This is a genomic window from Lentzea sp. (assembly GCF_036380075.1).
Classification (GTDB): Bacteria; Actinomycetota; Actinomycetes; order Mycobacteriales; family Pseudonocardiaceae; genus Lentzea.
The window spans coordinates 1-12088 of the sequence record NZ_DASVFL010000006.1 but is presented as its reverse complement, the minus strand read 5'-3'; the positions used below and the strand labels follow the sequence as shown (position 1 = coordinate 12088).

Here is a 12088-nt window from a genome sequence, read left to right as displayed (position 1 = left end):
TCGACGATGCGGCGGGGCTCGGCGTCGGACAGCTCGGCCAGCCAGCCCACCAGTCCGGTGAGGTGCGCGTGCAGGACATCGGCGTCCAGCTCCAGCAGTTCGGCCATCGCGACGGCGTCGGCTCCGGCGTGGGCGTGAGAGGTGTTGCTTCCTGTGGTCACACCTCGACGGTAGAAGTTCCTTGCATCTGTCGCATATAGTCTTGCACGTGACGCAAGAAGGTGACCTGGACAACATCGTCCGCATGCGTATCCGCAGTCTGCGCCTGGCGAAGGGGTGGTCGCTGGACAACCTCGCCGAACGCGCGAACCTCAGCCCGTCCGGGCTCAGCCGCATCGAGACCGGCCGCCAGCGCATCAGCCTCGACCAGCTGAGCGCGCTGGCGGGAGCGCTGGGAACCACGATCGACCAGCTCGTGGAGAGCATCAACGACGAGGACGTCGTGATCCGGCCCGAACGCGACGAGGGGCGCGGACTGACCACGTGGCTGCTCAGCCGCGGGTCGGCGCCCGGTGGCGTCGCCGTCGCCAAGATGCGCATCACCGAACAGCCCCACGGACCGGGAGGCGCCCAGCTCGGCGTCCACCCCGGCCGCGAGTGGTTCACCGTGCTGTCGGGAACCGTCGCGCTGGTCCTCGGCGAGCGCGTCATCCGCGTCGAGACCGGTCAGGCCGCCGAGTTCTCCACGATGATCCCGCACGCGCTCCGGGCCTACGGCGACGCGGCGGAGGTCCTCGTCATCCTCGACCACGACGGGCAACGCACCCATCTGCACTCGCAGCACAAGGCCGACGCCGAGTGAGCCCGCACGCCTCCCGGCGGCCGCCCCACTTGTTCATGTCGTGGAAACCAACGTGGTACCGCGCTGACCTACCGTCTGGTCATCTTCGAAGAAATTGATCCATTCATCGGAACGGCTGCCACCTCACTGCCCGCGGCGCAGGGGCTGGCGGCCACCTGGTGGTGGCCGAAAGCGCAGGTCGGCAACACGCACCCCGGCGCGACGTCCCCGCTCGGCATGGTGTCCGCCTGCGCCTACTCCGGTGCCTACCCGACCGGGTACGGCCTCTACGCGAAGAACACCGAGGGCCAGCCGGAGGAGCTGTTCGACCGGCTGCAGGCGTCCGGGTTCACGCACTTCCAGCAGTCCGGCACCGGCGCCATCCGCAAGTACTACAACTACGTGCGCGTGACCCCGATGGTGCAGCCGCTGGACGTCCTGGGCGAGGCGTGGCCGCTGCACGACGAGACCGCCGAAGCCGGCTACTACGCGGCCACCCTGGACACCGGCATCCGCTGCGAGGTCACCGTCGGCGCCAAGGTCGCCGTCCACCGCTACGTCTTCCCCGAACACCGCAGCGCACGGCTCGTCGTCGACCTGTCGTGCGGCGGGCTCGCCATCGACCTCGGCCGCACGGTGCCGCTGCGCGCGCACGTGGAGAGCCTCGGCAACGGCTGCGCCCAGGGAACGGTGGTCGTCGAAGGCGTGCCGCTGTCGGTCTACATCAAGGTCGACAGCCCTGGCTGGCGGCAGATGCTGTGGCACGACCGCCGGCTGATCGAGGGCGGCACGCGACTCGACTTCGACCGCATCAGGCAGACCACGCTGCGCCCGTTCGGGATGCTCTTCATGGGCCCCACCACCGCCGGGCAGAGCGTCGAGATCCAGATCGGCTTCTCCCTGCGCGGGTGTGAGCAGGCGCGGGAGAACCTGTACCGCGAATGCGGCAGCGGGGCGACGGCGTTCGACGTCGTCCGGGCGAACACCGCGCAACGGTGGCGCGACCACGTGGGGCGGGTGGAGGTCGAGGGCGGGTCGCCCGCACGGCGGCAGGTCTTCGCCACGGCGCTCTACCACTCGCTGACCAAGCCGTGCTTCGCCGACGACGAGAGCCCGTTCTGGCCGTCGTCCGGGCCTTTCGTGTTCGACATCTGCACGATGTGGGACATCTACAAGACCCAGCTGCCGTTGCTCATGGCGCTGTGCCCTGACCGGGCGGTCGACCTGCTGGAGTCGCTGATCCGGGTCTGCGAGGAGGAGGGCAACTTCCCCATCGGGTACCGGATGGCCCGCGGCGCGGACAGGTTCTTCCGGCAGGCGAGCGCGCTCGTGCACACCGCGCTCGCCGACGCGCACGCCCTGGGCATCGGCGACCTGGACTGGACCTGGGCGCTGGTGCACATGCACGACGACCTGCGCCGCATGTACGGCGAGGAGTTCTACGAGCACGGCGTCGTGCACCCGATCTCGCACACGCTCGACCTCGCCTACGCCTGCCACTGCACCGCGGGCGTCGCCCGGTCGCTGAACGACGTGCAGCTCGCCGACGACCTCGACGCGCGCAGCCGCCTGTGGTCCAACGCGTTCGACCCGGAGACCGGCCTGCTCCTCGACTCGTCGTTCTACGAGGGCGGCAAGTGGAACTACTCGTTCCGGCTGCTGCACGACATGGCCTCGAGAATCGCGATGGTCGGCGGGAACGACGCCTTCGTCAGCACGCTCGACGCGTTCTTCGGCTACGGCGCCCCGCGCGTGATGCAGCCGGGGAAGCGGCCGAGCCCGGCGGAGATGGCGGCCGGCTACCTGCTCAACCGGTTCGAGGGGCTGAACAACGAGCCGGACATGGAAGCGCCGTGGTCCTACCACTACGCGGGCCGGCCGGACCGCACTGCCGAGGTCGTGCACGCGGCACTGACCTGGCAGTTCGGCACCGGGCGCGGCGGCCTGCCGGGCAACGACGACTCCGGCGGGCTGAGCTCCTGGTACGTGTGGGCCTCGCTCGGCCTGTTCCCGGTCGCCGGGCAGAACCTGTTCCTCGTCAACGCGCCCGCCTTCAGCCGCGCCACCCTGCACCTCGGGGACCGCGACTTCGTCATCGAGACACGCGGGCACCGCGAGACGTCCATCAGCTCCGACGGGCTGGAAGCGGACCCGCCACCGCAGTACGTGCAGTCCGCCCAGCTGAACGGCAAGCCGCTGGAGGCGGCGCACCTGCGCGCGTCCGACGTCCACGCCGGTGGCCGTCTGCTGCTCGAGCTCGGCCCGCAGCCTTCGGACTGGGGACGCAAGATCCTGCCGCCATCCGTGTCCGACCCGCTCGGAAAGGGGGCTCGCCCATGACCAGGCCACGCCGCCGTCTTGTCATCGTGGTCCGAGCCGACCCGGTCATCTGCGGCCACTCGGGGGAGGCCCGCAACCTCGCCGAGGTCGCGCTCACCCGCGGCTTCGACGACGTCCGGCTGCTGACGTGGCCGATCCCCGTGCTGCAGGCCGCGGGCCTGCCGCTCAAACCGCTGGAGGGGATCCTGCCCTACAGCGAGGGCATCACCGTCGAGCGGCCGGAACCCGTGGGCGACTACCGCGTGCCCGACGGCCGGTACCTCGCCGGGCTGACGGGACGGCTGGTCGAGCTGCTCGCCGAACCGGTCCCCACCACGTGCGTGTCGATGTACCTCGCTCCGCACGACGCGGTGGTCCGCGACGCCGTCGACGCGGCCCGCGCGGCCGGGTACGCGCCGGACGTCCACACCATCGCGAAGGCGGTCGGCTCGGACGTCACCAACGTGATCCGCTCGTGCCTGCGCGAGGAGCGGTTCGGGGCGGCCGTGGTGCTGTTCACCCGGTTCCTCGCCAACGACCAGGTGGTCGCGGTGTCGGAGTACACCAGGCAGGAGATCATCGCCTGCGCGGAGGCCGTCGACGCGCACTGCGGCACCCGGTTCGCGCGCCAGTGCGTGCGCCGGTTGACCGTCAGCTACCCGCCGGTCGACACCTCGGCGTACCTCGACCTCGACCCGGCGCTCGTGGACGCCGCCCTGAAGCGGCGCGGCCTGGAACGCGACGGGTACGTGCTGTTCCTGTCCCGGGTGACCCGCGCCAAGGGCGTCTACGACCTGGTGGACGCGTTCGCCCAGTGCCGGGCCCGGTCGCGGCTGAAGCTCGTGGTCGCCGGCAACGGCCCCGAACTGGAGCACCTCCGGGCGATCACCCGGCACGACGACCGGGTCGTCTACCTCACCGACGTGGAGGACGAGGAGAAGCCGCTGCTGATGAACGGCTGCGCCGCGTACGCGTTGCCGACCAAGCCCGAACCGGACTTCGTCGAGACGTTCGGCATCGCGCTGACCGAGAAGATGCTCGCCGGCGGCGGACCGGTGATCACGACCACCACCGGCGGTGTCGGCGAGGCGGTGGGGGAGACGGCCGTCCTCGTCGAGGCCGGGAACGCCGCGGACATCGCCGCCGCGATCGACCGGGTGGTGCTCGACCTGTCCGCCGGGGAACGGAACCTCATGGCGGACCGGGCCCGCGAGTACGCCCTGTCCTTCGACCGCGTCCGGGTGTTCGACGGCCTCTTCGCCACGTCCGCGGCAGGTGTCGCTCTGACGGGATGATCCATCCCCCTCCCGGGGGAGCCGCTTCGACACCCTAGGGTCGGAGGATGTCCGAGCGCCGCCACCGTCCGTTGTGGGCAGGACGCGTGGCCGCGTTGCTGGGCATCGCGCTCGTCGCACTCACCCTGCGCCAGGCGGTCGCGGCGGTGTCGCCCGTCATCGGTGCCATCCGGGTGGACATCCCGATGTCGAACGTCGGCGTCGGACTGCTCGGCACGTTGCCGCCGATCCTGCTGGCCGTGTTCGGGTTCATCGCGCCGTACGTCGCCCGCGGGATCGGTCTCGACGGCGGCATCGTCGTCGCGCTGCTCCTGCTGACCCTCGGCCATCTCGTGCGCGCGTTCGCCCCGAACTTCGCGATGCTGCTCGTCGGCAGTGTCGTCGCGCTCGCCGGTACGGGCATCGGCAACGTGCTGCTGCCACCGATCGTCCGCCGCTACTTCCCGGACAGGGTGGCGCTGCTGACCGCCGTCTACGGCTGCATCGTGGGCGTGAGCACGGCCGTGCCCGCCGCGGTCGTCGCCCCGGTCGCCGAACAGCTGGGCTGGCGGTTCGCGCTCGGCATGTGGTCGGCGACCTCGGTGGTCGCCCTCGTCCCGTGGATCGCCGTCATCGTGCGGGACCGCCGCCGGCAGTTCACGGACGACGCCGCCGTCGAGCCCCCGCCGTCCGCCGCCGTCACGCGGCTGTGGCGGTCACGCGTCGCCCTGTCGATCACCGTCCTGTTCTCCACCAGCACCATCTGCACCTACGCGGCTTTCGCCTGGCTGCCCGAGATCCTCGGCGACGTCGCCGGCTCGACGCCGACCGAGGCCGGTGTGCTGCTCGCCGTCACCGGCCTCATCAGCGTGCCCGGCGCACTCGTCGTGCCCCTGCTCGTCGCACGGCTGCGCAACGTCGGCCGGCTGGTCGCGACCGGCATCGCGTGCTTCGTGCTCGGCTATCTCGGGCTGCTGTTCGTCCCCGCGACCCTCACGCTGCTCTGGGTGCTGCTGATCGGCTCCGGGTCGATCCTCTTCCCGATCTGCCTCGTGCTCATCAACGACCGCACCAGAACGCCCGGCGGCACCGTGGCGCTGAGCGGTTTCGCCCAGGGCGTCGCGTATGCGCTGGGCGCGCTCGGTCCGTTCCTCGTCGGGCTGCTGCGCGACGTGAGCGGCGGGTGGACTCTGCCGCTGCTGTTCCTGCTCGCCGTCATCCTCGTGACGATCATCCCGGCGATCACGCTCGCGAGGCCCGCGTTCGTCGAGGACGAGCTCGACCGCTGCGCCCATTGCTCTTCATAGCTTCAGTGTTGACCAAAACCAGTCATCGTCAGATCATGCGGCGCCGGATCCGCCACACCACGACACCGAGCAAAATCGCCGCGACGCCGACGAACAGTGCCGTCTCGATGAACTGGAACGTCCAGAACCGGTCGGCCGGGTGGTAGACCTCGACCCGTTGGACGCCTTGGTCGTGCAGGAACCGGGGGAGGTCGGTGCCGGCCCGGTCGGCGGCGGCCTCCAGTTCGGAGTACTCGGCCGAGCTCAGCCCGCGTCCGGCGGCGTCGGCGTAGCCGCGGTCGATCGTCCAGTCGGCGACACCCGGCACGTGCCCGGCCTGAGCCTTCGACGCGGGGACGGGTTCCACGGTGGTGAGCGGCGTGGCGTACGCGGGGCGCGCCAGCAGCGCGATTCCCATACGTGCGGCGAGGAACGTCCCGAACGCGACGCCGAACGCGGGCAGACTGCGCCGCAGAACCGCCCCGGCGGCGGTGGCGACAGCGAACGCGAACAGCGCGTACGCCACCGGAACGAGCCCTTGGAGGTCGAAGGCGTCGTACTGGAACCGCCCCTCCCACACGTCGAAGGGCTCGCGGAACCACGTGAGCACCGCGGTGAACAGCCCGGTGAGCAAGACGGTGACGCCGGCCAGCGCCGTGAGCTTGGCCGCCAGCCACCGCATCCGGGGCACGGCCTGCGTCCAGGCGAGCTGCCAGGTGCCGTCCTCCAGTTCCCGCGCGAGCAGCGGCGCGCCGAGGAACGCGCCGACGACGACGGGAACCAGGTAGAAGGCCGCCAGGAGGTTCTCGACGAACCCGTACTCGTCGTCGAGCCGGCGGAAGGCCGCCGCGCAGGCGTCGTCGAAACGGGCCTCTCCCGCACACGTCGTGACACCGCCGGGAAACAGGCCGTGTGCCTGGCTTCCGAGCACGAGCAGGGCGATGCCGAACACGCCGACGAGCAGACCCAGGACGCAGACCTCGGTCCGGTGCTGGCGCCAGATCAACCACGTCATGCCGCACTCACCGGCGTGAGCTCGGACGGCCGGCGCAGGTAGGCGAGCACCAGGTCCTCCAGCGAGACCTGCTGGGCCTGCCAGCCCGGCGCGGCCGGGAGTCCGCCGTCGCGGACCAGCAGGGTCGTGTGCCGGTCGCTGTGGACGGCTTCCACGACGGCGCCGCCCAGATCGGGATCGGTGGCCGTGCGCGGGCCGACGAGCAGCCGGTGCTCGGTCAGGAGGGTGTCGATGTCCCCGGTGAGCGTGACCCGGCCGTGGTCGAGCACGACCAGGTGGTCGCAGACGCGCTCCAGTTCGTGCACGACGTGCGAGGAGAACAGGACGGTCACCCCGTCCTCGGCCACCGCGCCCATGAGGACCTGCATGAACTCGTGCCGCGCCAACGGGTCCAGGCTGGCCACCGGTTCGTCCAGGACGAGCAGGTCCGGCCGCTTCGCCAACGCCAGCGCCAGCGCGACCTGGGCCTGCTGCCCACCGGACAGCGTGCCGGTCCGGCGGTCGAGCGGGATGCCGAGCTTCGCCAGTCGGCGCTCGGCGAGCCCCTGGTCGAACCGCAGGTTGCAGGCCCGGCCGAACCGCAGCATCTCGGCGACGGTGAAACGCTTGTAGAGCGGGTGGTCCTGGGCCAGGAACCCGATGCGGGACAACGTGTGCGGGGTGCTGGCCGTGACGTCGTGACCAAGTACCTCCACGGTGCCGGTGCTCGGCGCCAGCAACCCGACGGCCAGCCGCAACAACGTGGTCTTGCCCGCACCGTTGGGCCCGACCAGGGCGATCACCCCACCGACCGGCAGGTCCAGCGTGCAGTCACGCAACGCCCAGCCCTTCCGGTACCGCTTGCCCACCCCGTCGGTGCGCAACGCGAACCCGTCCGCCGTCACGCGACGCCCTCGTTCCGCGTCTGCTGGTGCACGGAAGCGAACAGCGCGTTGACCGCCTGCTCGTCGAGCCCGGCCGCGTAGGCGCGCCGCAGCCACGTCGCCAGGCCGCGGTGCAGCGACGTGTACGTCGACGCCGGCACCGCGGCCGACTGCTGCTCGTCGACGAACGTGCCCTGGCCGGGCCGGCCGGTGACGAGGTTCTCCTGTTCCATCTGCCGATAGGCCTTGGCGACGGTGTTGGGGTTGATCGCCAGGTCCTCGACCACCTCGCGGATGAGCGGGAGGCGGTCACCGGGCTGGAGGAAGCCCAGCAGCACCGCCTGGCGGACCTGCTGGACGAGCTGCAGGTACGGCGGCACGCCGGAGTGGGTGTCGAGCCGGAAGACGAACACGGCAGCTCCTCACTGCTTTACTAGGAACATAGTAAAGCAGTAAAGCTGGTCCGGATCGCGACCGAGTCGTTGCTCGGCGGGGAAACCGCCCGGCGGCTACTGCGGCTCAGCCGCACCTTCGAGCACTGCGAGGTCGCGCACCGCGTAACGGTGGTGCTCGGCTTCTTCCTTCAGCACCACCTTGAGGCAGCGGCGCACGACGTACTCCTGTTCGGGATACATGTCCGCCGGCTTGCGACCGCACACCCGGTCCAGCTCGGCCGCGGTGAGCCCGTCGACGACACGCCGCATCGCGGCCATGCGGGCCAGCCGCGGCGCGAGCACCTCGTCCAGCGTCGGGACGGCGTCAAGGGTGAGGCCGAGCCTCGCCGCGGCGTCGGGTGGCGTCCCCCCGGCGGGCAAGCCCAACGGGTGGTAGGCCGCTTCTTCCTCGAGCACGGCGTTGCCGAGCCAGGCATCGCCGGCGAACAGCAGATGCCGTTGTGTCTCGACCAGCGACCACTCGCCGTCGACCTGCTCGTGCAGTGTGGCTTCGGGCAACTTCCTCGCCCGGTCGAGCGTCGCGTCCCACAGCGTCTCGATGGCGTCCCACGCAGCCTGGTAGTCCTCCGGGGACGCCGCCTCCCGCGCCAGCACCCGCGCGGGGTGCCGGCGGTCGAGCTCGGCCTCGACGTAGGCGGTCACGTCGACGTCGTTGACGACGAGGCGCTCGAAGGAGCCACCGAGGTAGACGTCGCTGCCGTAGCTGTCGACGATCTTCAGGTTGTCCACCTCGCAATCGCGGATCTCCAGGCCCGTGAGATTCGACAGGTGGATGCGAGCACCGCGGAACTGGTCGCTCTGAACGTATTCGGAAACCACCGGAGCAGTCTGGCCCAACCGGTCCCGTCCGCGCCACGTTCGCAACGGCGGCGAGAACGCCGGTCGAGCCCTCGACGAGCGCAGCGGCTACGGATACTTGTGCGGGCCCAACGCGGCAGGCTGCTACGCCCGGCCGGCCTTGACCGACTCGATGAGGGCGTCGGCCGCCGGAGCGGAGGAGGCCGGGTTCTGCCCGGTGATCAGCAGCCCGTCCCGCACGACATGAGGATTCCAGTCGTCGGTCTTGGAGTAGACGCCGCCGAGGCTCTTGAGCTCGTCCTCGACCAGGAAGGGTACGACGTCGGTGAGCTGGACGCCCTCCTCCTCGGAGTTGGCGAACCCTGTGACCTGCTTGCCGCGCACCAGCGGCGTGCCGTCCTCGTTGACCGCGTGGCGCAGCACGCCGGGGGCGTGGCACACGAGAGCCAGCGGCTTGCCCGAGCGCAGGGTCGTTTCGATCACCCGCACGGAGTCGGTGTCCTCGGCCAGGTCCCAGAGCGGGCCGTGGCCGCCGGGGTAGAACACGGTGTCGAAGTCGGCGGCCGACACCGAGTCCAGGCGCACGGTGTTCGCCAAGGCCTTCCGGGCTTCCTCGTCGGACTCGAAGCGCCGGGTCTCGTCGGTCTGGGAGCCGGGCTCGTTGCTCTTCGGGTCCAGCGGCGGCTGTCCTCCCGCGGGGGAGGCGAGCACGACCTCCCAGCCGGCGTCCTTGAAGCGGTAGTACGGGGCGGCGAGCTCTTCGAGCCAGAACCCGGTCTTGAGCCCGGTGTTCCCCAGTTCGTCGTGCGAGGTGAGAACGACGAGAACCTTCATGACTTCCTCCATTTACTAGACCGGTCTACTAGTGCTGGTCACGCGGCTGTCGAGGGCTTCCGGGATCCAGGAAGCCCTACAGGTGCAGGAGCTGGCGGGTCACCGTCATCGTGGCGTCCAGTGGCGAGAGGTCGCGGTGGATCTTCGCCATGACGCTGGCGCCGAGCCACATGTCGTACAGGGCCTGCGCCAGGGGGCGGGGCTCACCGTCGATCGACAGGGAGCCGTCCTCGAGTCCGGCGGTGATCGTCCGCTCCAGGCGGTCGACGATCGCGTCGGTGCCCGCCTTCAGGGCGAGGCGCATCGGTTCCGACAGGTCGGCCACCTCCGCGCCGAGCTTCACGGCGAGGCACTTGCCCTGGCAGTCGTCCACGCTCTGCGTCTGCCGCCACTGCTGCCAGTACGCGAGCAGACGTTCGGCGGCCGACTGGCCGGACCGCGTCAGGACGCCGTCCATGTCCGTGACGTAGTCCGCGAAGTAGCTCTTCAGCATCGCTTCGCCGAAAGCGTCCTTCGACGCGAAGAAGTGGTAGAAGGAGCCCTTCGGCACGCCGGCCTCGGTGAGCACCTCGTTCAGGCCGACCGCGGAGTAGCCCTTGTGGGCCATGATCCGCTGAGCGGTGTCGAGGATGCTCTGACGGGTGTCAGTGCTGCGTGTGGCGGGCGGCATGGGAACGACCGTAGCAGCTAGTAGACCAGTCGTCTAGGAGCCGCTGTCTGAACGGTCCGCGGGCATCGATCTGCTGACGTCCCGACGTGCGATCCGAGCAGTCCTCCCTGACCATGACCGGTGGGGCCGCGTTCAGGGAGGTGGCCGGGTGACCAGTGCCGTGCCCGCGAGCGAACCGCTCGACGTGATCCGGCCGATGCTCGCGACCGCGGGCGAGGTGCCGGTCGATGACGGCTGGGCGGTGGAGTTCAAGTGGGACGGCTACCGCGGTGTGGCGCACTGCCAGGGCCGCGGCATCCGTCTGGTCAGCCGCAACGACCTGGACTTCATGGAGCGGTTCCCCGAGCTGGAGGTGCTGCCGGAACTGCTGCGCCATCGGACGGCGGTGCTCGACGGTGAGATCGTCGCGCTCGATGACGAGGGCCGGCCGAACTTCGGGCTGCTGCAGCAGCGGAACAAGGCCTCCGGCGTGCGCGAGCTGCGTCGCACCAGGCCGCGGATCGCCTACTTCGTGTTCGACCTGTTGCACTTGGACGACCGGTCGTTGTTGTCGGTGCCGTACGACGTGCGGCGGGCGATGCTCGTCGAGCTCGCGCTGCCGGGCAACCACGCCGTGCAGGTACCACCGACCTTTGTGGACACCGAGCCGGTGGACGTGCTGCGGGTGGCGAGCCAGTACGGGTTCGAGGGGATCGTCTCGAAGCGGGTCAAGTCGCGGTACGAGCCTGGCCGGCGGTCACCTGCCTGGGTGAAAACGCCGTTCCGCTACACGCAGGAGGTCGTCATCGGGGGATGGCGGGTCGGGCAGGGCAACCGCGCGGGCAGGATCGGCTCGTTGCTCCTCGGTGCTCATGACGGGCAGGGCCGGCTGGTGTACGTCGGTCACGTGGGCACGGGTTTCAGCCAGACGGTGCTGGTCGACCTGCAACGGCAGCTGGAGAAGCTGGGGCGGTCCGCCAGCCCGTTCGGTCTCGAGGTGCCGCGCGAGCATGCGCGTGATGCTTGTTGGGTGGAACCGAGGCTGGTGGGCGAGGTGGAGTTCCGTCAGTGGACGTCGGACGGACGGTTGCGGCACCCGGCCTGGCGCGGGATGCGTCCCGACCGAGACCCGGTCAGCGTGGTGCTTCCCGTCACGCAGCAGGCGCTGCTAGATCCTTGATCACGTTCGCGTGGGACCTGGTTCACGCTATCGTGCGGAAATCGCTGGTCGGGCTCGTTGCTGGGAGGACTGTGAACAGGATTGATGTGGCGGCGGTCGCGCGTGCCATGGCCACCGGTGTCGCTCATCCTGACGTCCAGCTCGTGCAGACTCGTTTCCGCGCCGGGCTCGTGGAGGGCTGGGACGTCCAGCCGGGTGACCGCGTGCTGGAGATCGGATGCGGGCAGGGAGACATGACCGCCGTGCTGGCCGCCGCGGTCGGCGAGCACGGCCACGTCGTCGGTGTCGACATCGCCGACCCGGCTTACGGCGCCCCGGTCACGCTCGCCGAGTCCGCCGAGTTCCTGCGCGCGACCCCGTTCGGTGAACGCATCGACCTGCGCTTCGGTTTCGACGTGCTCACCGAGACGTTTCCGGACGACACGTTCGACCACGTCGTGCTGTCCCAGTGTTCGTGGTACTTCGCCTCGCTCGACGAACTGCGCGCAACCCTGGCCAGGGTCCGCCCCTGGGCGCGTCGGCTGTGCTTCGCCGAGTGGGACCTGGCTCCCGCGTCCCACGACCAGCTCGCGCACCTGCTCGCGGTCCAGATCCAGGGCATGGTCGAAGCGGCCGGTGAACGCGGCGAGGGCAA

Annotated in this window: 12 protein-coding genes; 6 read left to right on the top strand and 6 right to left on the bottom strand. The window is 70.2% G+C overall.

Annotation, left to right across the window (positions count from 1 at the left end):
* The first annotated feature begins 208 nt into the window (after nt 1-208).
* The 4 genes from VF330_RS00615 (at nt 209) to VF330_RS00600 (ending at nt 5681) form a co-directional block, all read left to right on the top strand.
* Nucleotides 209-802 carry an XRE family transcriptional regulator gene (locus VF330_RS00615; protein ID WP_330849463.1) on the top strand — a complete coding sequence of 198 codons (594 nt, stop codon included), beginning with the start codon at nt 209-211 and terminating at the stop codon, nt 800-802.
* 63 nt (nt 803-865) lie between these two features.
* Entirely contained in the window at nt 866-3121 is a 2256-nt protein-coding gene (locus VF330_RS00610; protein ID WP_330849464.1) for a glycoside hydrolase domain-containing protein, read from the top strand.
* Complete coding sequence (locus VF330_RS00605; protein ID WP_330849462.1) at nt 3118-4395, top strand: glycosyltransferase; 1278 nt, start codon at nt 3118-3120, stop codon at nt 4393-4395. The genes VF330_RS00610 and VF330_RS00605 overlap by 4 nt, the downstream gene beginning before the upstream one ends.
* Nucleotides 4396-4442: 47 nt before the next feature.
* Nucleotides 4443-5681: a CynX/NimT family MFS transporter gene (locus VF330_RS00600; protein ID WP_330849461.1), complete on the top strand. Its 1239-nt coding sequence runs from the start codon at nt 4443-4445 to the stop codon at nt 5679-5681.
* A gap of 28 nt (nt 5682-5709) precedes the next feature.
* Here VF330_RS00600 and VF330_RS00595 read toward each other — a convergent pair whose 3' ends face one another.
* From VF330_RS00595 to VF330_RS00570, 6 genes are all read right to left on the bottom strand, one after another.
* Nucleotides 5710-6675, bottom strand: a complete 966-nt coding sequence (locus VF330_RS00595; RefSeq protein ID WP_330849460.1) for an ABC transporter permease subunit — start codon at nt 6673-6675, stop codon at nt 5710-5712.
* Nucleotides 6672-7559 (bottom strand): ABC transporter ATP-binding protein, encoded by an 888-nt coding sequence (locus VF330_RS00590; protein WP_330849459.1) that lies wholly within the window; start codon nt 7557-7559, stop codon nt 6672-6674. Before VF330_RS00590 ends, VF330_RS00595 begins: the two co-directional genes overlap by 4 nt.
* Nucleotides 7556-7951 carry a GntR family transcriptional regulator gene (locus tag VF330_RS00585; RefSeq protein ID WP_330849458.1) on the bottom strand — a complete coding sequence of 132 codons (396 nt, stop codon included), beginning with the start codon at nt 7949-7951 and terminating at the stop codon, nt 7556-7558. The genes VF330_RS00590 and VF330_RS00585 overlap by 4 nt, the downstream gene beginning before the upstream one ends.
* A gap of 96 nt (nt 7952-8047) precedes the next feature.
* Entirely contained in the window at nt 8048-8830 is a 783-nt protein-coding gene (locus VF330_RS00580; RefSeq protein ID WP_330849457.1) for a DinB family protein, read from the bottom strand.
* A 105-nt stretch (nt 8831-8935) separates the two neighbouring features.
* Entirely contained in the window at nt 8936-9625 is a 690-nt protein-coding gene (locus tag VF330_RS00575) for a type 1 glutamine amidotransferase domain-containing protein (RefSeq protein WP_330849456.1), read from the bottom strand.
* 76 nt (nt 9626-9701) lie between these two features.
* A complete protein-coding gene (locus tag VF330_RS00570; RefSeq protein ID WP_330849455.1) occupies nt 9702-10295 on the bottom strand; it encodes a TetR/AcrR family transcriptional regulator in 594 nt (197 codons plus the stop codon).
* 148 nt (nt 10296-10443) lie between these two features.
* On the opposite strand from VF330_RS00570, the gene ligD reads away from it, so the two are divergent.
* Together ligD and VF330_RS00560 are read left to right on the top strand one after the other, a co-directional pair.
* Nucleotides 10444-11454, top strand: coding sequence for a non-homologous end-joining DNA ligase (gene ligD / locus VF330_RS00565; RefSeq protein WP_330849454.1), 1011 nt, complete (start codon nt 10444-10446; stop codon nt 11452-11454).
* 71 nt (nt 11455-11525) lie between these two features.
* Nucleotides 11526-12088, top strand: a 563-nt coding sequence (locus VF330_RS00560) for a class I SAM-dependent methyltransferase (RefSeq protein WP_330849453.1), incomplete at its 3' end; no start/stop codon positions are given.